At 34.0% G+C, this 23,906-nt stretch carries 23 protein-coding genes; 6 read left to right on the plus strand and 17 right to left on the minus strand.

Annotated features, from left to right (window positions below; all coding sequences use genetic code 11):
- Window positions 1-2: 2 nt before the first annotated feature.
- From rsgA to AC3QL1_RS02890, 10 genes are all read right to left on the minus strand, one after another.
- Entirely contained in the window at window positions 3-986 is a 984-nt protein-coding gene (gene rsgA, locus AC3QL1_RS02845; RefSeq protein ID WP_492494916.1) for a ribosome small subunit-dependent GTPase A, read from the minus strand.
- A gap of 337 nt (window positions 987-1,323) precedes the next feature.
- The gene (locus AC3QL1_RS02850; protein ID WP_026983484.1) at window positions 1,324-2,406 is read right to left on the minus strand and encodes a bifunctional 3-deoxy-7-phosphoheptulonate synthase/chorismate mutase type II; all 1,083 of its coding nucleotides are present in this window, start codon (window positions 2,404-2,406) and stop codon (window positions 1,324-1,326) included.
- Between the two features lie 11 nt (window positions 2,407-2,417).
- The gene (locus AC3QL1_RS02855) at window positions 2,418-3,278 is read right to left on the minus strand and encodes a prephenate dehydrogenase (RefSeq protein WP_492494918.1); all 861 of its coding nucleotides are present in this window, start codon (window positions 3,276-3,278) and stop codon (window positions 2,418-2,420) included.
- Window positions 3,279-3,497: 219 nt separating this feature from the next.
- Window positions 3,498-4,643 (minus strand): pyridoxal phosphate-dependent aminotransferase, encoded by a 1,146-nt coding sequence (locus tag AC3QL1_RS02860; protein WP_492494920.1) that lies wholly within the window; start codon window positions 4,641-4,643, stop codon window positions 3,498-3,500.
- Window positions 4,644-4,713: 70 nt separating this feature from the next.
- Window positions 4,714-5,550, minus strand: coding sequence for a prephenate dehydratase (locus AC3QL1_RS02865; RefSeq protein ID WP_492494922.1), 837 nt, complete (start codon window positions 5,548-5,550; stop codon window positions 4,714-4,716).
- Between the two features lie 459 nt (window positions 5,551-6,009).
- Entirely contained in the window at window positions 6,010-7,176 is a 1,167-nt protein-coding gene (locus AC3QL1_RS02870) for a DUF1501 domain-containing protein (protein WP_492494924.1), read from the minus strand.
- 12 nt (window positions 7,177-7,188) lie between these two features.
- The gene (locus AC3QL1_RS02875) at window positions 7,189-8,586 is read right to left on the minus strand and encodes a DUF1800 domain-containing protein (RefSeq protein WP_492494926.1); all 1,398 of its coding nucleotides are present in this window, start codon (window positions 8,584-8,586) and stop codon (window positions 7,189-7,191) included.
- Window positions 8,587-9,132: 546 nt separating this feature from the next.
- Entirely contained in the window at window positions 9,133-11,523 is a 2,391-nt protein-coding gene (locus AC3QL1_RS02880) for a ribonucleoside-diphosphate reductase subunit alpha (protein ID WP_492494928.1), read from the minus strand.
- 265 nt (window positions 11,524-11,788) lie between these two features.
- The gene (locus tag AC3QL1_RS02885) at window positions 11,789-12,766 is read right to left on the minus strand and encodes a ribonucleotide-diphosphate reductase subunit beta (RefSeq protein WP_492494930.1); all 978 of its coding nucleotides are present in this window, start codon (window positions 12,764-12,766) and stop codon (window positions 11,789-11,791) included.
- A 334-nt stretch (window positions 12,767-13,100) separates the two neighbouring features.
- Window positions 13,101-13,670, minus strand: coding sequence for a DUF3109 family protein (locus tag AC3QL1_RS02890; protein ID WP_492494932.1), 570 nt, complete (start codon window positions 13,668-13,670; stop codon window positions 13,101-13,103).
- Between the two features lie 429 nt (window positions 13,671-14,099).
- Here AC3QL1_RS02890 and AC3QL1_RS02895 point away from each other — a divergent pair, with 429 nt between their 5' ends.
- From AC3QL1_RS02895 to AC3QL1_RS02905, 3 genes are all read left to right on the plus strand, one after another.
- Complete coding sequence (locus tag AC3QL1_RS02895) at window positions 14,100-14,678, plus strand: MarC family protein (RefSeq protein ID WP_492494934.1); 579 nt, start codon at window positions 14,100-14,102, stop codon at window positions 14,676-14,678.
- A gap of 103 nt (window positions 14,679-14,781) precedes the next feature.
- On the plus strand, window positions 14,782-14,982 hold the full coding sequence (locus AC3QL1_RS02900) for a hypothetical protein (RefSeq protein WP_042563701.1): 201 nt from the start codon (window positions 14,782-14,784) through the stop codon (window positions 14,980-14,982).
- A 1-nt stretch (window position 14,983) separates the two neighbouring features.
- A complete protein-coding gene (locus tag AC3QL1_RS02905) occupies window positions 14,984-15,589 on the plus strand; it encodes an FAD-dependent oxidoreductase (protein WP_492494937.1) in 606 nt (201 codons plus the stop codon).
- A 190-nt stretch (window positions 15,590-15,779) separates the two neighbouring features.
- Here AC3QL1_RS02905 and AC3QL1_RS02910 read toward each other — a convergent pair whose 3' ends face one another.
- The 5 genes from AC3QL1_RS02910 to AC3QL1_RS02930 form a co-directional block, all read right to left on the minus strand.
- Window positions 15,780-16,097 carry a hypothetical protein gene (locus AC3QL1_RS02910; RefSeq protein ID WP_492494939.1) on the minus strand — a complete coding sequence of 106 codons (318 nt, stop codon included), beginning with the start codon at window positions 16,095-16,097 and terminating at the stop codon, window positions 15,780-15,782.
- 150 nt (window positions 16,098-16,247) lie between these two features.
- A complete protein-coding gene (locus AC3QL1_RS02915; protein WP_492494941.1) occupies window positions 16,248-16,613 on the minus strand; it encodes a nuclear transport factor 2 family protein in 366 nt (121 codons plus the stop codon).
- Window positions 16,614-16,628: 15 nt separating this feature from the next.
- Complete coding sequence (locus AC3QL1_RS02920; protein ID WP_492494943.1) at window positions 16,629-18,206, minus strand: S41 family peptidase; 1,578 nt, start codon at window positions 18,204-18,206, stop codon at window positions 16,629-16,631.
- Complete coding sequence (locus AC3QL1_RS02925) at window positions 18,207-18,638, minus strand: deoxycytidylate deaminase (protein WP_232682551.1); 432 nt, start codon at window positions 18,636-18,638, stop codon at window positions 18,207-18,209. It lies immediately after the preceding gene.
- 6 nt (window positions 18,639-18,644) lie between these two features.
- Window positions 18,645-19,238, minus strand: coding sequence for a HupE/UreJ family protein (locus AC3QL1_RS02930; protein ID WP_492494945.1), 594 nt, complete (start codon window positions 19,236-19,238; stop codon window positions 18,645-18,647).
- A gap of 171 nt (window positions 19,239-19,409) precedes the next feature.
- On the opposite strand from AC3QL1_RS02930, the gene AC3QL1_RS02935 reads away from it, so the two are divergent.
- Window positions 19,410-19,841 carry a tellurite resistance TerB family protein gene (locus tag AC3QL1_RS02935; RefSeq protein WP_492494946.1) on the plus strand — a complete coding sequence of 144 codons (432 nt, stop codon included), beginning with the start codon at window positions 19,410-19,412 and terminating at the stop codon, window positions 19,839-19,841.
- 195 nt (window positions 19,842-20,036) lie between these two features.
- On the opposite strand, the gene fbp is transcribed toward AC3QL1_RS02935, so the two are convergent.
- Window positions 20,037-21,044 (minus strand): class 1 fructose-bisphosphatase, encoded by a 1,008-nt coding sequence (gene fbp, locus AC3QL1_RS02940; RefSeq protein WP_492494948.1) that lies wholly within the window; start codon window positions 21,042-21,044, stop codon window positions 20,037-20,039.
- A 170-nt stretch (window positions 21,045-21,214) separates the two neighbouring features.
- Between fbp and AC3QL1_RS02945 the strand changes: the two genes are divergently transcribed.
- On the plus strand, window positions 21,215-21,703 hold the full coding sequence (locus AC3QL1_RS02945; protein ID WP_492494950.1) for a GNAT family N-acetyltransferase: 489 nt from the start codon (window positions 21,215-21,217) through the stop codon (window positions 21,701-21,703).
- Between the two features lie 147 nt (window positions 21,704-21,850).
- Window positions 21,851-23,110, plus strand: a complete 1,260-nt coding sequence (locus AC3QL1_RS02950) for an aspartate kinase (protein WP_492494952.1) — start codon at window positions 21,851-21,853, stop codon at window positions 23,108-23,110.
- 68 nt (window positions 23,111-23,178) lie between these two features.
- Here AC3QL1_RS02950 and AC3QL1_RS02955 read toward each other — a convergent pair whose 3' ends face one another.
- Window positions 23,179-23,532, minus strand: coding sequence for a helix-turn-helix transcriptional regulator (locus AC3QL1_RS02955; RefSeq protein WP_492494953.1), 354 nt, complete (start codon window positions 23,530-23,532; stop codon window positions 23,179-23,181).
- Window positions 23,533-23,906 lie beyond the last annotated feature (374 nt).

Below are 23,906 nucleotides of genomic sequence, written 5' to 3' on the forward strand. Positions count from 1 at the left end.
ATTTATTTCTGATTTCTGGTTTCATCACTAATTTTTCGATCTTCATCATATGAATCTGTACGATAATTTTCTTCATCGCCTTCCAGAATTTTCAAATAACTATTGTAGCGTGACCAGGCGATTTCGTCTCTTTCAAGAGCGGCTTTAATGGCACAATGAGGTTCTTCTTTATGTAAACAATTGTTAAACTTACATTGATCCTTTAATTTGAAGAATTCAGGAAAGTAACCGCTGATTTCGGATGGTTCCATATCTACAATTCCAAAACCTTTGATTCCGGGAGTATCTATAATCTTAGCATTAAAAGACAAATCATACATTTCGGCAAAAGTCGTAGTATGCTGACCTTGTTTACTGGCTTCAGAAATGGTTTTGGTTTTAAGATGTAAAGATGGTTCCATAGCATTTACCAAAGTCGATTTTCCAACACCGGAATGTCCGGAAAACATGCTTACTTTACCAATCATCATTTCTTTTAGTTCGTCAATTCCTTTCATTTCGGTAGAAGAAACACGAAGGCATTTGTATCCAATTTGCTGATATACATATTGCATATACAATTGATCCTCCAAAGTTGGTTCATCAAAAGTATCTATTTTATTAAAAACCAGAATCGTTTCAATATTATACGCTTCTGCAGTTACCAAAAAACGATCTATAAAGTTGAAAGTTGTGGGTGGATTATTTATCGTAATCAATAAAAATACACGATCAATATTCGACGCAATAATATGCATTTGATGCGATAAATTAACCGATTTACGAACTATATAATTTTTTCTTTCATGAATATTAAAAATCGTTCCCGTTACAGCATCCGAAGTTTCCTCGAGTTCATAATCGACAATATCACCTACAGCAATAGGATTGGTACTTTTGATGCCTTTCATCCTAAACTTCCCTTTCATACGGCATTCTATAAAATCACCTTTTTCAGATTTTACGGTGTACCAACTTCCTGTAGATTTATATACGAGTCCTGTCATTCTTTAATTTTAGATTTCTGATTTTAGAGTTTAGATTTAAATCCTAAATCTTTGCAAAGATAAATGAATAATTTTAAACATAGCCCAAGGTTTCAACCTTGGGAATTGATTAATAAACATTACGCTATAAATTGAAACTTTAGCAATTGATTAATAAACAATATGGTTGAAACCTTGGGCTATATAAATTATAAACAAAAATCCCCGCCACTTCTTTCAAAAGTGACGAGGATTTAAAAAAACAATTTAATTTTAAGATTGTGATATAATAAAACCAATTAACAAGGTTTAGAAAAAACTAAAACTATCTTATATCACTTATATGGTTCAGCAAAAATTATGCGTTGAAAATTTTCTCCTGGTGACCAATACTTTCCTGGTGAATTGCTTTAAACATTCTCAAAACAAACTCTTCAGTAAGACCTTTTTTCTCCCCTTCTAAAATCATTTTTCCTAAGATTTCGTTCCAACGGTTGTTTTGAAGAATCGCAACGTTTGCATCTTTTTTCACCTGACCAATTTCGTCAGCTACTTTCATACGTTTTCCTAACAACTCTAATAAGTTAGCATCCAGAACGTCGATGTTAGCTCTTAATTTTGTCATTTTTGAACTGTACTCATCTGTAGTATCATCCGTTTTTCTTATAGTCAAATCTTTAATGATTTGTTTCAAAGCATCTGGAGTAACTTGTTGCGCAGCATCAGACCAAGCGTTGTCCGGATCGTAGTGCGTTTCGATAATCATACCGTCGTAATTCAAATCTAAAGCCTCTTGCGTTACTTCAAAAATCATTTTACGATCTCCTGTAATGTGAGATGGGTCGATGATTAATGGTAAATCAGGGAATTTATTTTGCAATTCGATCGCGATCTGCCATTCTGGAATATTTCTATATTTTGTTTTTTCGTAAGTAGAAAAACCTCTGTGGATAACTCCTAATTTCTCGATTCCGGCCATGTGTAAACGCTCAACACCACCTAACCATAAAGCTAAATCCGGGTTAACAGGGTTTTTAACCAAAACGATTTTATCAGTTCCTTTCAAAGTATCAGCAATTTCCTGAACTGCGAATGGATTTGCAGTTGTACGTGCACCAACCCATAAAACGTCGATATCATGTTCTAAAGCCAGTTTACAATGCGCTGCAGTTGCAACTTCTGTTCCCATTAATAAACCAGTTTCTTTTTTCGCTTTTTGCAACCATTTCAAACCAATTTCTCCAACACCTTCAAATCCTCCCGGACGCGTTCTTGGTTTCCATATTCCTGCTCTGAATACACTAACTTTTGAATCTTTTAATTCATGCGCAATTTTCAATACTTGATCTTCTGTTTCTGCACTACATGGTCCAGCTATCACAAGTGGGTGATTTAAATTGAAATCTTCTAACCACTTTCTCATTTCTTTCTTATTTTCCATCTTATTCTAATTTACTTTTTAGTTGTTGTTAATCCGTTTAGTATTTCTTTTATTTTATTTGTGCTTTCCATTTCTTCAAAAATGGCATTGTAATTTTCTTCTTTTAACAAATCCCTAAACCGACTGAGATTTGAAATATATTCTTCTAATGTTTCAATAACATGTTCCTTGTTTTGCTTAAAAATCGGTGTCCACATTGCGGGCGAACTTTTTGCTAAACGAACGGTACTTTCAAATCCACTTCCCGCCATATCAAAAATATCCTGTTCATCTTTTTCCTTATTCATTACCGTTTTCCCGAGCATAAACGAACTAATGTGCGACAAATGCGAAACGTAAGCAATATGTTTGTCGTGCGAAGTCGGGTCCATATATCGAATCCTCATTCCTATTTCGCTGAAAAGCTTCAATGCTTTTTCCTGCAATTTAAAAGTGGTTTTTTCCACCTCACAAATTATGTTTGTTTTTCCTTTAAACAAACCTCTTATCGCAGCCGAAGGTCCTGAAAACTCCGTTCCCGCTATCGGATGTGTGGCAATAAAATTTCTTCTTTTTGGGTGACTGGCAACGGCATCGCAAATTGGCTTTTTAGTCGAACCTACTTCAAAAACAATTGTTTTATCTCCAACTAAATCCAGCACTTTAGGCAAAACCACCAGCGCCACATCAACCGGAACTGAAACAATTACAAAATCAGCATCAGCTAATTCTTCAAAGCTTCCTGCCTGATCGATAACACCTAAATCAATTGCTTCCTGCAAATGTTTTTCGTTACTATCAATCCCAAAAATAGTTGCATCAGGATGTTGGTCTTTGATGTCCAGCACCATCGAACCCCCTATTAATCCTATTCCTATTACGTATACTTTCATAATTCTTTTTATTAGAAGCTATTTCCTGCTATCCGCTGTATCTTTTGTGGTGGACCCCACCACAAAAGGATGCCGCTTCTATCAGGGCTAGGGCTTCTGGTTTTTCAAGACCTTTAGATTTTTATTCATTTGTCATCCTGAGCGAAGTCGAAGGACGTTCCAATTGGCGTGGGCTTCGACTTCGCTCAGCCTGACAGTCTTTGGCACAAAATCTAAAATCTAAAATCTATCAATCGCCTCTTGTACTTTTTCTTCTTTCACACACAACGAGAATCTGATATATCCTTCGCCGTTGCTTCCAAAAATGGTTCCCGGCGTGATGAAAATATGTTTCTCGTATAATATTTCGTCAATGAACTTTTCTGCTGATTCAATTCCTTCAGGCAATTTTGCCCAGACAAAAAGCCCAACTCCTTCTTTATAAACTTCGCAGCCTAATTTTTCTGCTAATTTTTCTGTTAGTTCTCTACGGCGTCTGTAAATTTTGTTTTGGTCTTCAAACCAGGATTTATCACAATTTAAAGCGGCAACTGCACCTTTCTGAATTCCGTAGAACATTCCGCTGTCCATGTTGCTTTTTACTTTTAGGACCGCATCGATAATTTCAGGATTACCTAAAACCATCCCGACTCTCCATCCTGCCATATTGAACGTTTTACTTAAAGAGTTCAGTTCTAAAGCTACTTCTTTTGCTCCTTCAACCTGTAATAAACTCATTGGGTTATCATTCAAAACAAAACTATACGGATTGTCGTTGATCAATAAGATGTTGTGTTTTTTAGCAAAAGCAACCAATTTTTCAAATAACGCTAAACTTCCTCTTGCTCCAGTCGGCATGTGCGGATAACCCAGCCACATAATTTTTACTTTCTCCAGCTCTAATTTTTCTAAAGCTTCAAAATCCGGTTCCCAGCCATTTTCTTCTTTCAAATCATAATAAACCGGAACTGCCTGAACCAAATTGGTTACCGAAGTATAAGTTGGATAACCAGGATTCGGAATCAAAACATGATCGCCTTCATTTAAAAATGCTAAAGAAATATGCATAATTCCTTCTTTTGAACCCATCAAAGGTAAAATCTCATTATTCGGATTCAACTCAACACCAAACTGATTCTGATAAAAATCTGCCATCCCTTTTCTCAATTCCGGTAATCCCTGATAGCTTTGATAACCATGCCCGTTTTCATCCAGAATTGCGGCAGCTACTGCTTCAATTACTGCTTTCGACGGACTCAAATCAGGGCTTCCAATTCCCATATTGATGATAGATTTTCCTTCAGATTGCAGCTGACGAACTTCTCTCAATTTTGATGAGAAGTAGTATTCTTCAACTGTATCTAATCTTTTTGCTGTTGTAATCATTTTTTTCTGCTTTAGGCTTTAAGCTGTAAGCTTTCGGCTTTTTTTATTTCTAACTTTTAACTAATAATATTTAACCTATAAAAGGTTTTGTATTCTTATACTCTCCCAAAACTTTTAAATATTCCGCCATGATATTCAATAATGATTTGGCTTTTGCAAAATCTTCATATTTCTCAAATGTTACATCAACGAAAAACGAATATTTCCATGGAGTTTCAATTTTTGGAAGCGACTGAATTTTGGTTAAATTCAATTTGCAATCGCTCATCACATTTAGAACCGCTGCCAAACTTCCTCTTTTGTGATCCAATTCAAATTTGATTGAGGCTCTGTTGATTTCGTTTTCCGGCAAAAATGAATTTTGCTTTTTGATAATCACAAAACGGGTCATATTGTTTTTGATCGTTTGAATTTCCGGCGCGATGATTTCTAAATCATACATTTCTGAAGCTACTTTACTTCCTATTGCTGCAATTCCGGTTAATTGTTTTTCCTGAATTCTTCTGGCAGTTTCAGCAGTATCTTTATCCTCAACCAACTTAATGTTTGGATATTGTTTCAAAAAATCCATGCATTGCAAAAGCGCCATTGGATGTGAATGAACTTCTTTTATGTCTTCGATTTTCTGACCTTTTAAAGTCATCAAATTTTGATGAATACTTAAATAATGTTCTCCAATAATGTGTAAATTATTCTTGTCAATCAAAGCATAATTCGGAATAATTGGCCCTGCAATCGAATTTTCAATCGCCATAACTGCCTGATCTGATTTTCCGGAAAGAAGGCTGTCTACTAATTCTTCAAAAGACAAACATTCATCAATTTCCACATTTTCAGAGAAATACTCCTTCACAACCTGATGATGAAAAGAACCTTTTATACCTTGTATTGCAATTTTAGTTGTCATATATTCAAAAAAAAATCCTGATTTGCATCAGGATTGTATATTAGTTTTATTTGTTGTTTTAATTTTCTCAAATAACCATAGCACAATCCTTACTTCTACTAAAGAAGAAATAAAAAGAGTTGCTAAAATAAAAACGGTTATTAGACATTTTGTTTGTGTTTTTCAATAAATTCTCTGCGAATGTATAAATTATTTTCAGCGCACCAAAAAAAATATTGCATTTTATGAAACAAAAAAGGATTTCTTAACAAATTTAGGAGGTTTTGTATGATAATATAAAAATATCGGCTTGAAATGAGATATTTACAATGGGTTTTCTGAGATGCTAAGATACTGAGGAGCTAAGGGGCTAAGTTTTTTTGCCACGAATTCACGAATTAAGGCAAATCTTTGGATTATTTAATTCAAATTCACAAATTATAGATTTAAAATAATTTGTGAATTCGTGGCTATCTATCCTCAAAACAATCCTGAAACCGGCGCATTTCTAATCCCAATTTTTGAATAATCGAAATTCATTTTTTCTTTTAATAAAGAAGCATAAACACTTCTAAAATCAATTTCATATTTTAAATCTCCATTATCTAAGTCGGACAAATTTGGATTATTTCCTAAAATTGTTCCTTTATTATTTCCTCCAATGATAAACATTGGCGCTGCGGTTCCGTGATCTGTTCCGTTTCCGTTGTCTTTTACGCGTCTTCCAAATTCTGAAAATACCACAATGGTAACGTTTTGAAGTAATTGTGCTTGTTTTAAATCCTGATAAAAACTAAACAATGAATCATTTAAATCCGTCAATTTGCGTTCGTGAATGGCAAGCTGATTATCGTGTGTGTCAAAACCGCCGAGCGAAGTATAATATACTTTCGAATTTAGGTTTCCTTTTATCAATCGCGCAATCCATTCCAGATTTTTAGACAATTCTGTTTTTGGATAACTGATTTCATTTTTTGATTTTGCCAATGCTTTCTGGATTTCATCCGAACCCTCTGTAACGGAATTAGCGATTTTTCGAACAAAATCTAAATGCGGATTTTTTGATAAAGTCACATTTTCTTCCTTATCAAATTTAATCTTAAATCGGTTTGGATCTTTTACCGTTATAAAATTAGGTTCCGTTCCTTTTAAAGCCAGATTATCTATAGAATCAAGATTAATTCCTGCCGTTGCCTGATGTCCGTTGCATTGCAAATCCAAATATCTGCCCAGCCAACCTTCATTTATATATTGATTAGAATCTGTTGCGGTTTGCCAAATTTCCTGACTTCTGAAATGAGAGCGAATCGGCTCCGGATATCCCACATTTTGAATTACGGTTAAATCTCCGTTTTGCTGCATTTGGGCAAAATCTTTCAAAGAAGGATGAAATGCCATTCCTTTATTTTTTCCGACAACTGCATCTTTATTCAACGCGATTTTTGTTCTCAATTCATAATACAAAGGATCTTCAAACGGAATAAAAGTATTCAACCCGTCATTTCCGCCATTCAACTGCACAAAAACAATACATTGCTCGCCAATTACCAAATTGTTTTGTGAACCAAAAGCGTGTAAAAAATCAGGAAGCACAAGCATGCCACCTGTAAATGTTCCTGTCAACGTTAGAAAATCTCTTCTGTTCATGATGCTTATTTTCTAGATTAATTGATATTCGGGCAATTTTGCGATGTAATTAAAAAGTCTGGTTACGGCAAAATCAGCGTGAGGATCTTTTGGGTCAAAATCATATTTCAAAAGATTTTCCATGTCTTTTTGAGCTGAATCGCTGACAGAAAACAACAACCTGTTTGACAATTCAGAAATAATGGTTTTGTTATTTCCATCAGCATCAAAAGCGACTTTTACTTCGATTTTCTCATATTCTGATTTTTCCTTTTCAACTCCATTATTCATCGTTTTCAAAACTTTTCTATTGAGACTTTTTCCACTGCATAATAAATCGGCTGTATTGTTTCTTTGAAGATAAATCTGCGAAGTCAGCCAGGAATTTCCGCCATCCCAGCCTTTTACATTGACCTGATTGTACAAATCCATTCCTTGTAATTTCAAAAACGGAACAATTACTTCATTATCAATTGTTTCAATCTGCAATTCATTACAAAGCTGTAAAATATAAACCAGCGGATTTTTAATTTTATTTCCCGAATTCTCTTTTTTAAATTCTTCTGTAAAAATCTTTGTCAGTAAAGGCTCGATTTCAAACTTTTGCTTCCGAAAATAATCTCCGTAATAAATAACCAGATCTTCAGGCGGATTATCATAAATAAACCATTTCAGAATTTTCCTCGTAATGAGATACGGAATGTTTTTCTGTTCGAAAATAATATCGACTAGATCATCTGCTTTCCAGTTTCCGGTTTTCCCAAAATAGGTTTTATCGCTATTATCTTCGATATTTTTTCTGTAAACAGCGCCATCATCTCCAATATTCAAACCAGCTAAAGCTCTGGCACCATTTTTAATATCATCTTCGGTATAATTCCCAATTCCGATAGTAAATAATTCCAGTAATTCACGGCTCAGATTTTCGTTGATTTTGCCTTTTTTATTGTCGCCATTATCAAGATAGCGCACCATTGCATTTGATTTGAGAATCTGTTTGGTTAATTCTTTAAAATTTCCAAAAGCATTTTCACGCAAAATCATATTATGCTGATAAAGCCAGTAATTGACTTTTACTTTTTGAGAAGTAGAAACGAAATGATTGTGCCAAAAACAAACCATATTTTCCCTAAGCGGGAATTCGTCATTACGAATTTTAGAAATCCACCATTTTTTCAATTCAAGTGTAGAACGGTTTTCTTTCTTCTGAAGCTCTTTTTTAGTTTCTGGATCGGCAGTTTTAAGAAATTCCCGTACTTGTTTGAGTTCTAAAGTAGTTTTAGGCAGATCTTGCAGAAAGCCCGGCATTTCTCTGTCAAATTTTGAATCGTAGGAATGTCTTAGAAATTTTTCTAATCCCAGTTTCTCAATTTTAGCGGCTTCTTTACCGGAAAAACCCAATCGTAATGACCAAAGATTGCTTTTTTTCATAACACAGGAATTTGTTTAGAAATAAGACTTTATTTTCTTTAAAAGGTTTAATTTTTTTTAAAGAAGCTAAGTCACTAAGATTCTATTCCGAAGCTTCGTGACTGAGATTTTAAAAAGGTTTTTGGTAATAATTAAAACGGGGAATTTTTGGGGATATTGTTTATTTAGCGTAATGATAATCAACATAGCCCGTGGTTTCAACCACGGGAAACGAATTGGGGCAACGCATTGTATTCCCGTGGTTGAAACCACGGGCTATATTGCAATAGTTTTAGAGATTCGCCGTTCCTGGAAATACTTCACTGCTCTTGTTTCGCGATCTTGTCATCCTGACGAAGGAAGGATCTTCGCAAGAAACTCCGCAATTAAATCATCAATCTTTGACGAGTTTCTTACGGAGATTCCTCGTTCCTCGGAATGACAAAAATGAGAACATAGAAGCTTTAAAGCAACAAAAAAGCAGCTATCATTACAATAACTGCTTTTCTATAAACACAAGAATAAAATCTTTCCTCTTTATTCTATATTCTTTCTTCTAAAAAAAAATTAAGACCCACACATTTCACAATCCTCTGGATCTGCAGCTTGTGCTTTTAACAACATCGCTTTATAATCTTCCACACTGATTGCTTCAGTTTCTGCAACTAAAGTTGGAACTTCTTCTTTTTTGTCGTTGTTTAATGTGAATTTAATCGCATCAACTGCTGATTTAGTTCTCAAGTAATACATTCCTGTTTTTAAACCTGATTGCCAAGCGTAGAAGTGCATTGACGTTAGTTTAGAATAGTTTGCATCTTGCATGAACAAGTTCAACGATTGAGATTGGTCAATAAAATAACCTCTTTGACGAGACATATCGATAATGTCTTTCATAGACATTTCCCAAACTGTTTTATATAAATCTTTCAGGTCTTGCGGAATCACATCAATGTTTTGAACTGATCCGTTATGACGCATGATCTCTTGTTTCAATGTTTCGTTCCACAAACCAAGTTTTACTAAATCTTCCAGTAAATGTTTGTTTACTACGATAAATTCTCCAGACAATACACGACGTGTGTAAATGTTTGATGTATATGGTTCGAAAGCTTCGTTGTTTCCAAGAATTTGAGAAGTAGAAGCTGTTGGCATTGGTGCAACCAATAATGAGTTACGAACTCCGTGTTCCATTACTTCTTTTCTTAATGAAGCCCAGTCCCAACGACCAGATAATTCTTCATCTTTCATTCCCCACATATTGTATTGGAATTCTCCTTTAGACATTGGAGATCCTTCAAACGTAGAATATGGACCTTCTTCTTTTGCCATTTCCATAGAAGCGGTTACGGCTGCGAAGTATAATGTTTCGAAAATTTCCTGGTTCAAAGCTTTAGCTTCATCACTTGTAAACGGCATACGCAACATGATAAAAGCATCTGCTAAACCTTGCACACCCAAACCAACCGGACGGTGACGCATGTTTGAGTTTTCAGCTTCTTTTACCGGATAATAGTTTCTGTCAATTACTTTGTTCAGGTTACGGGTTACGCGTTTTGTAACATTGTAAAGTGCTTCGTGATCGAATTTTCCGTTTTCAATAAACATTGGCAATGAAATAGAAGCTAAGTTACAAACCGCGATTTCATCTTTAGAAGTGTACTCCATAATCTCTGTACACAAGTTAGAAGAACGAATTGTTCCTAAATTCTTGTGGTTTGATTTACGGTTTGCTGCATCTTTATACAACATATAAGGAGTTCCTGTTTCGATTTGTGATTCCAGGATTTTTTCCCATAATTCACGTGCACGAATGGTTTTTCTACCTTTTCCTCTAAATTCATAATCCGTATACATTGCTTCGAATTCTTCTCCGTAAACATCGTATAATCCCGGACATTCGTTAGGACACATTAAAGTCCATGTTGAATCTTCCTGAACACGTTTCATGAATAAATCTGAAGTCCACATTGCGAAGAATAGATCTCTTGCACGCATTTCTTCTTTTCCGGTGTTTTTCTTTAAATCAAGGAATTCGAAGATATCCGCATGCCAGGTTTCGATGTAAATCGCAAAACTTCCTTTACGTTTTCCACCACCCTGATCTACGTAACGTGCCGTATCGTTGAAAACTCTCAACATTGGCACAATTCCGTTTGAAGTTCCGTTTGTACCACGGATGTAAGATCCTGTTGCACGAACGTTATGAATAGAAAGACCAATTCCTCCCGCTGATTGCGAGATTTTAGCCGTTTGTTTTAATGTATCATAAATACCATCAATACTATCATCCTGCATCGCCAAAAGGAAACAAGAAGACATTTGTGGTTTTGGAGTTCCGGCATTAAACAACGTTGGGGTTGCATGCGTAAAGAACTTTTTAGACATTAAGTCGTAAGTCTCAATTACAGATTTTAAATCGTCAAGGTGAATACCAACCGAAACACGCATCAGCATATGTTGCGGTCTTTCTACGATTTTTCCGTTGATTTTTAACAAATACGAACGCTCTAAGGTTTTGAAACCAAAGTAATCGTAATTAAAATCTCTTGTATAAATGATATGCGAATCAAGGAAAGCTGAATTTTCCTGAATTACTTTAAATACTTCATCCGAAAGTAATGGCGCATCTTGTCCATTTCTTGGATTTACGTAGTTGTACATATCTTTCATCGTTTCTGAGAAAGATTTTTTTGTATTTGAGTGTAGATTCGAAATTGCCACACGAGCTGCTAATTGCGCATAATCAGGATGTGCAATAGTCATAGAAGCCGCCGTTTCTGCTGCAAGATTATCAAGTTCAGATGTAGAAACTCCGTCATACAATCCTTCGATAACTCTCATGGCTACCTTAACAGGATCTACGAGTTCATTCAACCCGTAACACAATTTTTTGATTCTTTCTGTAATCTTATCAAACATTACGGGCTCCTTGTGGCCATCTCTTTTTACTACATACATAAGCTTACTTTATTTTAGTTATTGAAAAAATGAAAGTCACTAGAAAACGAATTCCGGGACTTAAACATTGTGTGTTTTTTAATTATTTTTTGAGAATTATAGCATTCTCAATAGCTACCCTGTTCCAATCTGAAATCAGACCGAAAATGCATTAAAAATTATTGAATCTTCGATTTGGGAAAAGAGATTCTAAAAATGTTTTGTTATAAAATTTAATCTTTTAATCAGTGTTTATTTGGGGTAAAACACTAAAATATCTTGTTACCTAAAAATCTGCATCGAATGAAATTTTCTGAGCATCACTATCTGTGTTCATCACACCGGATTTTTGATACTCTGCAACACGTTTTTCAAAGAAATTAGTTTTTCCCTGAAGAGAAATCATGTCCATGAAGTCAAACGGATTCGCTGATCCATAAACACGTTCGCAGCCTAATTCTACTAAAAGTCTGTCAGCAACAAACTCTAAATATTGTGTCATTAATGCCGCATTCATTCCAATTAAACTTACCGGAAGAGATTCTGTAACAAACTCTCTTTCGATATCTAAAGCATCAACAATGATTTCTTTAATTCTGTCTTTTGGAACTTTGTTAAGCAAGTGGTGATTGTGAAGGTGAACCGCAAAATCACAATGTACGCCTTCGTCACGCGAAATCAACTCATTAGAAAAAGTTAAACCTGGCATTAATCCACGTTTTTTCAACCAGTAAATTGAACAGAAAGCTCCTGAAAAGAAAATCCCTTCAACGGCAGCAAAAGCAATAAGTCTTTCAGCAAAAGAATCAGACTCAATCCATTTTAAAGCCCAGTCTGCTTTTTTCTTAATTGCAGGAAAAACTTCCAAAGCATTAAACAATTCCGCTTTCTCTGCTTCATCTTTCACGTAAGTGTCAATTAATAGAGAATAAGTTTCGCTGTGAATGTTTTCCATCATGATTTGAAATCCGTAGAAAAACTTCGCTTCAGCATATTGAACTTCGTTTACAAAGTTTTCGGCAAGGTTTTCATTTACGATTCCGTCAGATGCAGCAAAAAACGCAAGGATGTGTTTAATGAAATATCTTTCGTCATCACTCAGCTTATTATTCCAGTCTGTTAAGTCCTGGTGCAAATCAATTTCTTCTGCAGTCCAAAAACTAGCTTCCATCTTCTTATACCATTCCCAAATATCATGATGTTTGATAGGAAAAATAACGAAACGGTTCTTGTTTTCTTGTAAAATTGGTTCGACTTGCGACATGGCTTTTATGTTTAATTTTTTTACTGATTTTTTGCTTTTTCAGAGTAGTACAAAGATTGTCATTTACTGCCAAAAATGAAAGCCAAACTTATTCACAATTTGACGTAGTTTTTAACAACGGCTAAAAAGTAGTCAATTTTTCAGACAATATTTAAATTATTGAAAATGAGTAATTTAAAATTGTCAATCCGACCTTAAGTGCTGTAAAATATAGACTTTTTACAATAAAAAACAAGAAAAATTTAATTGTTTTGAAAAGTTTTTTTTAGAGTTAAAACTTAAATTTATTGAGTTAAAAAACACCGTTTGAAAACGTATTTTCTACAGTTATTTTTTAAGAATTTTTAAGTTCCTGGGCTACTTTTTCGAGTTCCATATACCAGTCTTCACCAAAGCGGCGAATTAGGGCTTCTTTTACAAATTTATAAACCGGAACTTCTAATTCTTTTCCTAAAGAACAGGCATCATCACAAATATCCCATTTGTCATAATTGACCGCTGCAAATTCTGTGAAGTCTTTTACGCGAATTGGATATAAATGACAGGAAACAGGTTTTTTCCAATCTACGATTCCTTGGTTGTAAGCTTGCTCGATTCCGCAAAGCGCTGTTTTTCCGTCAAAAATTACGTAAGCACAATCTTTTTCATCTATAAGCGGCGTTTCAAGATCCCCATCGGTTCCTTTTACCCAGGTTCCTTGTGCTTCGATAGCAGCAATTCCTTCTTTTCTTAAAAAAGGTTTTACTTTCGGATAAATTTCTTCCAATATTTTAGTCTCAGCCTCGCTCAAAGGTGCGCCCGCATCTCCGTCAACACAGCAAGCTCCTTTACAAGCCGACAAGTTGCACACAAATTCTTTTTCAAGAATATCCTCTGAAATAATGGTTTTACCTAATTGAAACATGATAATAAAATACTGAAATTTATAAAGTGCAAAGATAGTTAAAGAAAGCAGATGAAATGAGATTAAATTTACTGCATAATTCTACCACAGAGATGCACGGAGTTTTTACACAGAGATGCGCAAAGATTTTATTAAGTGTGAAAATAATCTCAAAGCTTTGTGAACTTAAAAATCATTCCTAAATAAATTTAACTCTGCGAAACTCTGTGTAAAAACTTTGTGAATCTCTGTTGTAAAAATAAATTCTGCGTAACTTCAGTAAAAAACATAAATTCTATTAATCTCTTCGGTAAAAGAAGTAATTGTTACAAATATCACTTTTTTAACTAGTAAAACGTGTTTTTATAACAAAAGTGCGTTCTATCAAAAAAACACCTACCTTTATTATCTACCTTTGCAAAAATTTTAAACACTTAAAATCAAAGTAATATGTTAGAAATCGACTTTAAAGAAATTATTACCGTAGGAATGGTGCTTTTTGCTGTAATTGATATTGTAGGTTCTATTCCTATTATTGTGAATTTACGAGCAAAAGTAGGCCATATTGAATCTGAAAAAGCTTCGATCGTTGCCGGAATGATTATGATCGTTTTTCTTTTTGTTGGAGAAGGCTTGCTTAATCTTATAGGTATTGATGTGCATTCGTTTGCCGTTGCAGGTTCTTTTGTATTATTTTTTCTTGCTTTAGAAATGATTTTAGGAATCAGAATTTACCGTGACGAAGAACCGGGATCTGCTTCTATCGTTCCATTAGCATTTCCATTAATTGCCGGAGCGGGAACAATGACCACTTTATTATCGCTTCGATCACAGTTTCATACCATTAATATTATTATTGCTATTTTACTGAATATTATATTGGTTTATGTTGTTTTAAAATCATCCAAAAAAATCGAAAATTTATTAGGAGAAAACGGACTTGGCGTCGTCCGCAAGACTTTTGGAGTAATACTCTTAGCAATAGCTGTTAAATTATTCGCTGCTAATGTTAAAGGTTTGTTTGTCTAACATTTATTTTTATAAATTTATCCCCAATAAAATTTCTAAATACGACTTTAAGACATTTATGTCAAAAAGTTTTACTTATTATTTTAGACAAACAAACAACCATATGAAAATTTTCACTTCCATATTAGTGCTTTTAGCATTAGCTTTAATCGTTTTCAATATTACGTTGCTAGATTTTAAGAATCCTTTTCAGGGTGACAGTGCAGTTGCTTTTATCGGAATTGCAGCTTCATTTTGTGCCGTTTTGATTCTTTTGATTTTTAGAATTTCAAAAAGAATTGAAGAAAAAATGAACGGTCGATAATATGTTTGATGTTTTAATTATTGGCGGAGGCGTTTCGGGCATGTCTTGTGCCCTGGTATTAGGATCTGCCAAAAACAAAGCTTTTGTTACCGATAAAAAAATCGGAATCTTTACACATCAAAAAAATTCTTCGTTACAAGAAGCGATTTTCTACAATGCTTATGGTATAACGCCTGGTAAATTAGGATCTGATTTGCTTACAGAAAGCACTCAGGATTTGGCCGCGTCTTATCCGCATATTGCCCAAATTGCTAATGAGAAAGTAATTAGAGTGGAAGGATCTTTTCCTGAATTTACTGTAGTTACTAATAAAAACTCATACAAAACAAAAAGTATCGTGATCGGAATTGGTTCCGCCAATACTTTTGATATTGAAGGTTTAATGCAATATATTGAACCTCATAAAAAAGCCCTTCCGGAAAAACAACGTATTCAGCTTAAAAATGAAGATCACAAAGTTGCAGAAGGTATTTATGTGATAGGAACTTTGGCAGGCTGGAGAAGCCAATTGGCCATTGCTGCAGGAAGCGGCGCTGCCGTTGCAACAGATATTCTGACTTTATGGAATAACGGTGTACAAACACATTCTCACGATAGCATTCGATAAAATTTAAAACATTCGTTTTATAATTTTCACCATTAAGAGATTAAGAAAAATTAAGGTTTTATACTTAATTTCTAACTGACAATATAAATTTCATCATCAAAAATAAACCATTAAGAGATTAAGATTATTAAGCATTTGACTTAATTTTTCTTAATCTCTTAATGGTTTAAAAACTTTAATGTTTTGCTTTTTATTTTACCGAAACGATTTGCGTTACCTTAATATGGTTTTCGTTTTCGGCTTTCCAGATTTCTCCTTTTACTGAAACTACTTCTCCTTCTTTAAATCTTTTATAATTTTCAGGTCCGCCAACATTTACGATACTTACCGTTGCAAAATAAACCTCTTTTTTATCTGTATTTATTTTAGCTGTGTAACCATCTTTTCCTGATTCGATTGATTCTACTTTTCCTGTAATTGTATTATTACTACTGTTTTTCATAGAGTTACAAGAAATTACAAAAGCCATTAAAATTAAAAATGCACTTATTCTTTTTAGATTTTTCATATTTTGTTTTTTTAACCGCAAAGTTTGCAATCCCAAAGTCTCGGGATATAAAAAGCTCGCTAGCTATTTTTAAATTATTAGTGATGTAAAGTACGTTAAGTTCGGCACAAGAAGTGTTATATAATACTTTAAAAAATTATTATTATTTAATTATTGTAAAACAACACAGCTTCCGGCAATTACTTTTAAATCTTCATCAAATTGTTTCCAGACTCTGATATAACGATACGCTCCAACAATAGGATTATTATCATAAGTTCCTTTTAAAGAAACCGTTACAGCAACAATTGCAGTATCATCTATTATATTAATAGTTTGATCTGAAGCTTCCAGAGTTTCAACTTTCATTTTGCCTAAACGATAGGATTCTAAATCAAACTCTTTTGTAATTGTATTTCCGTCAGGCAAATTGAATAGTAAATCATCATGAAGCATTTTTTCTAAAACCGCAAGATCTGCTTTTTTAATTGCTGTCAAAAGTTCGATTTCCGCATTTACGATTGCTTCTGTTTTCATATCAAAAAAATTAAATTATTTCTTCGGATTCAAAACTACTTTAATCATGGCGTCATCTTTTAGAATTACGTCATAATAATACAATTCTCCATATAACTGTCTGGCAAATTCTGCAGTAATATAACGATTCACCAAAGCTTTAGTTTTATCTAATTTAAGATCTAAACCGGTCATTAAAATATAGTTCTGGAATTTTTTGAAATAAGCGTCCGAGCCTTTCATCTTCGCTAAAAATTCATTGAAATGAAGTCCAGCAAAAGCACTTCTGTTTTTATCTAATTCTTCAAAAACAAAATGACCTACGATTCCGGTTTGCAATAAATAAGCAACATTTTCATTTCCATGTTCGGCTTCCATTGGTACAAAAACATCCGGAACGATTCCGCCGCCGCCATAAACAATTTTGCCTTTTGGCGTTTTAAATTTCAAAGAATCAGCGACTTTAATACTGTCTTTTGCATAAAGTTCGCCAGATTTAACACGATCTTCAGATTCCTTATAATATTCTTCGTTTCCTTTTTTATATGGTTTTTGAATCGATCTTCCGGTTGGCGTATAATATCTTGCCACGGTTAAGCGTACTGCAGATCCGTCGTTAAAATCCATTTCGCGCTGCACCAGACCTTTTCCAAAAGAACGTCGGCCTACAATAGTACCGCGATCATTATCCTGAATGGCACCAGCTAAAATTTCACTTGCCGAAGCACTGTTTTCATTGATTAAAACATATACTTTTCCCGTCTCAAAACTACCGCTTTTCGTCGCGTATGTTCTCTCGGTGGTTCCGTTTTTATTTTTAGTGAAAACGATCAGCTGTTTGTCTTTTAGAAACTCATCGGCAATAGCCACCGCTTCTTCCATATAACCGCCGCCATTATCACGGAGATCAATTACGAGAGACTGAATTCCGTTTTGTTTTAATCTTGTTAAACCGGTTTTGAATTCCTTATAAGTAGTTTCGGCAAAACGATTTATTTTAATATAACCGGTTTTATTATCCAATAATAAAGAAGCGTCAACACTTTTCAACGGAATAACGTCTCTTTTTATTTTAAATTTAAGTTTCTTTTGTTCCGATTTTCTAAAAACCGTTAATTCTATTTCAGAACCTTTTATTCCTTTTAGTTTTGAGAATAAACTGTCTGAAGGTAATTTTCGCCCAAATAATTTCGTTTTTCCTGCAAATAAAATTCGGTCTCCCGATTTTAATCCGGCTTTCGCCGAAGGTCCGTTTTCAACCGGTCTTATAATCGCTACAGAATCACGGTACATATAAAAATTAATTCCGATTCCCACGAAATCACCTTTCATACTTTCTGCGACTTCAGCCTGTTCACTTGGCGGGATATAAACAGAATGCGGATCGAGTTTAGATAAAATATTATCTACGGTAAGGTTTACAATAGAATCTGTATTTACCTTATCAACATATTCATTATTGATAAAATCAATCAGTTTATTCAGCTTGGTTTTTGAGCTGGTTTTAGCCAAAAGCTGATCATCGGCGGGAGCATTCATCACGCTTCCGAGAACGGTGCCAAGAGCAAAAGTAGCTCCTATAACGATGGGTAAATATGTTGAATTAATTTTCATTTATTCTTCTAAAACAGGAATATGTTCGACTTCGATACCTGCTTTTATTAAAAACTGAATTCCCGAATCGTCGCGATAACCATCTTTATAAACCACTCTTTTTATCCCGGACTGATGAATGAGCTTACTACATTCTTTACAAGGCGAAAGTGTGATATACAATGTCGCTCCTTCGCAGGATTGTGTTGACCGCGCTACTTTCAAAATGGCATTTGCTTCGGCATGGAGGACGTCCCAACGTGTTAATCCTTCCTCATCTTCGCAGCAATTTTCAAATCCGGATGGTGTACCATTGTAACCATCAGAGATAATCATTCGGTCTTTTACAATAATTGCGCCTACTTGTTTGCGTTTGCAATAAGAGAGTAAACTCCATTCTTTGGCAATTCGAAGATATGCTTTATCGTATTTATTTAACTTTTTTACTTCCATTTAATTTTATCTGTTCCAAATTGGGCTTTCTACGATCATCGGGATCACAACTCCGATAATAAAAGCCGACATTACAAGTGCCCAATCGCGTTTTGAAAAACGAAATACGGTTTGTACTATATATGATATTAATAAAACCACAAAAACTACAATGAGTTGTGCGGCTTCGATACCTAAAGCAAATTCCCCTAAAGGTAGTAATTTTGACGTTGCGGTACCACCTAAAATTGTTTTAAAATAATTTGAGAATCCAAGCCCGTGAATAATTCCAAAAAACAAGGTCACAAAAAAGACTAAATTCAGTCCGTCATTTTTAGTTGCTTTTCCTGCTGTAAAGAGATGATAAAATGCGGTTATCAAAATCGTAATTGGAATTAAAAATTCAACAATATTTACTTTTACAGCAATGATTCCAAAAACAGAAAGCAGTAAAGCTAAAGTATGACCAACTGTAAAAACCGTAACCAAAAGCAAGATTCTTTTCCAGTCTTTAAAGGTGTAGGGAACGGTTAATGCGATTAAAAAAAGAACGTGATCATAAGCGTGAATATCTAAAACATGCTTTAATCCTATCTGAAAATAAATCCAAAATTCTGACATAGGTAAAAGGTATTAATTGATTAAGGGGTCGTAAACTTACGATTTATTTTGAAAAATTTGAGATACCCCGATATTAAATCAACGCAGAAAAATAAGTTAAATTTTATGAGAAAATTAAAATTATTAATTTAAAATAAGATTTATATTTGCGTGATAAAAAACTCCACAATTATGTCATTTTCAGATTTATTCGATAGCGAATTCAAACAAAGAAATAAAGGTCACTTTTCAGCAATTGTTCGTGTAGCATTAGCAGACGGTATTGTGCTTCCTGAAGAAAAAAGTTTCTTGGACAAATTAGCTTCTCGTTTAGAAATTTCAGAGACTGAGTACGAAGAAATTCTTGACGATCCATTAAAATACCCAATCAACCCGCCTTATCTGCATGTTCAACGATTAGAGCGTTTATACGATCTAACCAGAATGGTACATGTTGATCACCATTTGGAAGACCAACAAGAGGTAATGCTAAGAAAATTAGGAATTGCTTTAGGATTTACTCCAAGCAATGTAAATTATATAGTTGCAAAAGCATTATCATTAGTAGACAAAAAGGTCGATGCCGATACTTTTGTTTACGAAATGCAGCATATGCATAAATAGTATTTAGTTTTCAGTCGCAGTTTTTCAGTTTTCAGTCGCAGTTTTTCAGTTTTCAGACTTGAAAATGGGAATTAGTAACAGTTTCAGACGAAATATTATATAAAATAAACCCGACAGATTTTAAAAAATCTGTCGGGTTTTCTATTTTTATTCAGACTGAGACTGAAAACTGAGACTGAAAACTGAGACTAAAAACTACTCAGCTTCTGCCATAAATTGCTCTGCTTTTTCTACCATATTATAGCTTCCGCAGAAAAAAGGAACTCTTTGGTGCAATTCGGTTGGCTGGATTTCCATAATTCTTCCAAAACCATCTGTTGCCTTTCCTCCTGCCTGTTCAGCAATAAATGCCATTGGATTACATTCGTATAACAAACGTAATTTTCCTTTTGGCGCTTTTGAACTTGTTGGATAAATATAAATTCCGCCTTTGATCATATTTCGATGAAAATCAGAAACCAGACTTCCTATATATCTTGAAGTATACGGTCTGTCGTCTTCTTCGCGCTGACAATATTTAATGTAATTTTTTACTCCTTGCGGAAAATGCACATAATTTCCTTCGTTTACCGAATAAATATGTCCGTCTTGCGGAAATTTCATATTTGGATGTGAAAGATAAAATGTTCCAATAGCCGGATTTAACGTAAAACCATTTACGCCAAAACCCGTCGTATAAACCAACATAGTCGATGTGCCGTAAATTACATATCCTGCAGCCACCTGATTTACTCCCGGTTGTAAAAAATCCTCGCTTGTTACCGGAGTTCCAATTGGTGTGATTCGTCTGAAAACCGAAAAAATGGTTCCCAGAGAAACATTCACATCAATGTTTGAAGATCCGTCAAGCGGATCCATTAAGATCACGTACTTATTATTATGACAGTTGTCGCTCCCCTGAACTGTAATAAAATCGTCGTTTTCTTCTGAAGCAATTCCACAGACAATCTCGCGGTTAATTAACGTCTGGATAAATATTTCGTTTGCATACACATCTAATTTTTGCTGGTCTTCTCCCTGAATATTTTGTTCGCCTGCAGCGCCAATAATATCCACTAACCCAGCTTTGTTTACTTTATAGTTGACAACCTTGGCCGCCAAACGTATAGAATTGATAATACGGGAAAGCTCCCCCGACGAATATTGAAATGCTTTTTGGTTCTCAATAATAAACTCTCCCAGTGTTTTATTGCGTTCTTCCATTACTAAATCGTTGTAGTTTTAATTTTAAGTCACAAATATCGTTTTTTTTGTGAGAATGATTTAAAAATTATTTTGTTAGTTTGCTACTATTATATATTTGCTAATTAAAGCTAAGAAGGAGCGAATAAAAAAATACATATTTAGCTAATAAACAACTAATAATAAGAATAATGAATATTAGAAAAGGAAATCCTGAAGACATGAGAGCGGTTCTGGAACTGATTCAGGAATTGGCAATATTCGAAAAAGAACCTGAAGCTGTTGTTATAACAGAAGAAGATTTAAAACGCGACGGTTTTGGCGAAAAACCATTGTTTCAAGTTTTTGTAGCCGAGATTGAAAATGGCGAACAGCAAAAAGAAATTGTTGGAATCGCATTATATTATTATCGCTATTCGACCTGGAAAGGAAAAACGATTCACCTTGAGGATTTAATCGTAAAAGAAAAAATGCGTGGTACCGGTTTGGGTTCTGCTCTTTATGCCGAAATTATGAAACAGGGAAAAAGAGATAATGTGAGAAGAATTGAATGGAATGTTCTTGACTGGAATACGCCGGCGGTAAATTTCTACAAGAATTCCGGCGCAAGAATCTTAGAAGACTGGCAGGTTGTTCAAATGGATCAGACGGGAATCAATTCGTTTTTGGAGAAATTGTAAAAAAAATATTTAGCCACAGATTGTAAGGATTAAAAAGATTTTAAAATCTGTGTCAAGTTTGCCATGAATTCACGAATTTTCATTCGTAAAGATTAAAAAATAATTCGTGAATTCGTGGCGGAAAAAATTAAAAATCTAAAATTAAAAATGAGAGTATTTAAATTTGGTGGAGCATCGGTAAAAGATGCAGATGGAATTAAAAACGTATATGACGTTTTACAAAAAGTGGGTTATGAAGATGTGATTTTGGTAGTTTCGGCTATGGGAAAAACCACAAATGCTCTTGAAGTTGTAATTAAGAATTATTTTGATCAATCGGGAGAATTAAATTCCTCTGTACAGGAAATTAAAAATTACCACAATAAAATTGTATTGGATTTATTTGAAGATGAAAAACACGAAGTTTTTGCTGCGGTAAATGCTCAGTTTTCTGAATTGGAATATTTCCTGGCACATAACAAATCACCAAATTACAATTTTGTTTATGATCAGATTGTGAGTTTTGGAGAGTTGATTTCGACTACAATTCTGAGTCATTATATGAATTTCAGAGGCATTCAGACACAATGGCTTGATGTTCGTAATTTCATTAAAACCAATGCAAATTACAGAGATGCAGAAGTAGATTGGGAAACAACTGAACAGCTTATCAGTAAAAATGTACCAAGAAAAACATTAAATATCACACAAGGATTTTTAGGTGCCGATGAAAATAACTTTACTACAACGCTGGGTCGCGAAGGTTCTGACTATACTGCGGGGATTTTCGCTTATTGCCTTGGTGCAGAAAGTGTAACAATATGGAAAGACGTTCCCGGAGTTATGAATGCGGATCCGCGTTATTTTGAAAATGCGAGTTTGTTAAACCAGATTTCTTATCGTGAAGCTATCGAGTTGGCTTTTTACGGCGCAACGGTTATTCACCCAAAAACATTACAGCCTTTACAGAAAAAAGAAATTCCGTTATACGTAAAATCTTTTATCAATCCGTTATTAAAAGGAACTTGTGTTTCTAAAGGGGTTGATCTGGAGCCACAATATCCTTGTTTTATTGTAAAAAGAGAACAGCTTTTAATTTCACTTTCGTCGATTGATTTTTCTTTTATTATGGAAGAAAACATTAGTGAAATTTTTGGTTTATTCCACGAATTCAAAATCAAAGTAAATTTAATCCAGAACTCTGCGATTAGTTTTTCTGTTTGTGTAGAAGATAAATTTGGAAATTTCAATGAATTAAATGCCATTCTTTCGAAAAAATTCAAAGTAGATTATAGTGAGAATGTAACGCTTTATACTATTCGTCACTTTACAGAAAAGGCCGCTCAAACGGTGGAAGAAAACAAAGCGGTTTTATTGAAACAAGTGAGTAGAGAAACCATGCAGATTGTAACTAAAGAATTAAATTAATTCTTTTATAAAAGGTAATTATTTCAATTCATATATTAAGGCTTCACGAAATGTGAAGCCTTTTTTGTTTAACTTCTATCACTATTTAAATTTCTAATTATCGTTTTTAGGTTTTCAATTTGTAACTCGTATTGTTCAATAATTCTTCTGTAAACACTTAACATCGCTGTTTCTGTTGATCGCTCATAATTAGTCAAATTTTCATAATTAGAAGAACCACGCTCTTTCTTTACCAAATCTTGTGGAGCTATTTCAAAAACTTCACAGATTCGGGCAAAATGGCTTGCCCAAGATGTACTCTCTCCTCGTTCCATCCTTGCATATGCAGATTGGGAGATGTGCAAAAAATCAGCAACTTCTTCCTGCGACATATTTTTTGCCTTACGCAATTCTTTTAGTTTATTTCCTACAGATACATTCATAAATTACTCTTTTGTCGTTGTAAACATAGGAAATAATTTACAATAATACATATTGAAGAATAAAAAAAAACCGAAAATTGACTAAGACTTATTTCTATTATACACTAATTTTATTTTAAACTTAAAAAAAGAATCAATGACAACTTTCAATAAATTAATGATTAAAATATTTTTCATTGCTTGCATTTGTTATATAAGTTTTGGGATTTATGAATTAATAATTTTCGGAGTTTCTTCAGAAAAAGAATTATTCTCACAAATTTCTCCTATCATAATTGGATCATGTACATCATATCTTATATACGATAGATTTTACAAAAAGAAGAAAAACTAGAATATTCGAATTCAGACTTGAAATAACCGATTTATGCATA

This window comes from Flavobacterium sp. GW823-FHT04A11, from assembly GCF_058796535.1.

Excerpts from the sequence above, each read along its gene's own strand:
- rsgA (WP_492494916.1), bottom strand. The coding sequence starts at position 986 with ATGACAGGACTCGTATATAAATCTACAGGAAGTTGGTACACCGTAAAA.
- AC3QL1_RS02850 (WP_026983484.1), bottom strand. The coding sequence starts at position 2,406 with ATGGAAAATAAGAAAGAAATGAGAAAGTGGTTAGAAGATTTCAATTTA.
- AC3QL1_RS02855 (WP_492494918.1), bottom strand. The coding sequence starts at position 3,278 with ATGAAAGTATACGTAATAGGAATAGGATTAATAGGGGGTTCGATGGTG.
- AC3QL1_RS02860 (WP_492494920.1), bottom strand. The coding sequence starts at position 4,643 with ATGATTACAACAGCAAAAAGATTAGATACAGTTGAAGAATACTACTTC.
- AC3QL1_RS02865 (WP_492494922.1), bottom strand. The coding sequence starts at position 5,550 with ATGACAACTAAAATTGCAATACAAGGTATAAAAGGTTCTTTTCATCAT.
- AC3QL1_RS02870 (WP_492494924.1), bottom strand. The coding sequence starts at position 7,176 with ATGAACAGAAGAGATTTTCTAACGTTGACAGGAACATTTACAGGTGGC.
- AC3QL1_RS02875 (WP_492494926.1), bottom strand. The coding sequence starts at position 8,586 with ATGAAAAAAAGCAATCTTTGGTCATTACGATTGGGTTTTTCCGGTAAA.
- AC3QL1_RS02880 (WP_492494928.1), bottom strand. The coding sequence starts at position 11,523 with ATGTATGTAGTAAAAAGAGATGGCCACAAGGAGCCCGTAATGTTTGAT.
- AC3QL1_RS02885 (WP_492494930.1), bottom strand. The coding sequence starts at position 12,766 with ATGTCGCAAGTCGAACCAATTTTACAAGAAAACAAGAACCGTTTCGTT.
- AC3QL1_RS02890 (WP_492494932.1), bottom strand. The coding sequence starts at position 13,670 with ATGTTTCAATTAGGTAAAACCATTATTTCAGAGGATATTCTTGAAAAA.
- AC3QL1_RS02895 (WP_492494934.1), top strand. The coding sequence starts at position 14,100 with ATGTTAGAAATCGACTTTAAAGAAATTATTACCGTAGGAATGGTGCTT.
- AC3QL1_RS02900 (WP_042563701.1), top strand. The coding sequence starts at position 14,782 with ATGAAAATTTTCACTTCCATATTAGTGCTTTTAGCATTAGCTTTAATC.
- AC3QL1_RS02905 (WP_492494937.1), top strand. The coding sequence starts at position 14,984 with ATGTTTGATGTTTTAATTATTGGCGGAGGCGTTTCGGGCATGTCTTGT.
- AC3QL1_RS02910 (WP_492494939.1), bottom strand. The coding sequence starts at position 16,097 with ATGAAAAATCTAAAAAGAATAAGTGCATTTTTAATTTTAATGGCTTTT.
- AC3QL1_RS02915 (WP_492494941.1), bottom strand. The coding sequence starts at position 16,613 with ATGAAAACAGAAGCAATCGTAAATGCGGAAATCGAACTTTTGACAGCA.
- AC3QL1_RS02920 (WP_492494943.1), bottom strand. The coding sequence starts at position 18,206 with ATGAAAATTAATTCAACATATTTACCCATCGTTATAGGAGCTACTTTT.
- AC3QL1_RS02925 (WP_232682551.1), bottom strand. The coding sequence starts at position 18,638 with ATGGAAGTAAAAAAGTTAAATAAATACGATAAAGCATATCTTCGAATT.
- AC3QL1_RS02930 (WP_492494945.1), bottom strand. The coding sequence starts at position 19,238 with ATGTCAGAATTTTGGATTTATTTTCAGATAGGATTAAAGCATGTTTTA.
- AC3QL1_RS02935 (WP_492494946.1), top strand. The coding sequence starts at position 19,410 with ATGTCATTTTCAGATTTATTCGATAGCGAATTCAAACAAAGAAATAAA.
- fbp (WP_492494948.1), bottom strand. The coding sequence starts at position 21,044 with ATGGAAGAACGCAATAAAACACTGGGAGAGTTTATTATTGAGAACCAA.
- AC3QL1_RS02945 (WP_492494950.1), top strand. The coding sequence starts at position 21,215 with ATGAATATTAGAAAAGGAAATCCTGAAGACATGAGAGCGGTTCTGGAA.
- AC3QL1_RS02950 (WP_492494952.1), top strand. The coding sequence starts at position 21,851 with ATGAGAGTATTTAAATTTGGTGGAGCATCGGTAAAAGATGCAGATGGA.
- AC3QL1_RS02955 (WP_492494953.1), bottom strand. The coding sequence starts at position 23,532 with ATGAATGTATCTGTAGGAAATAAACTAAAAGAATTGCGTAAGGCAAAA.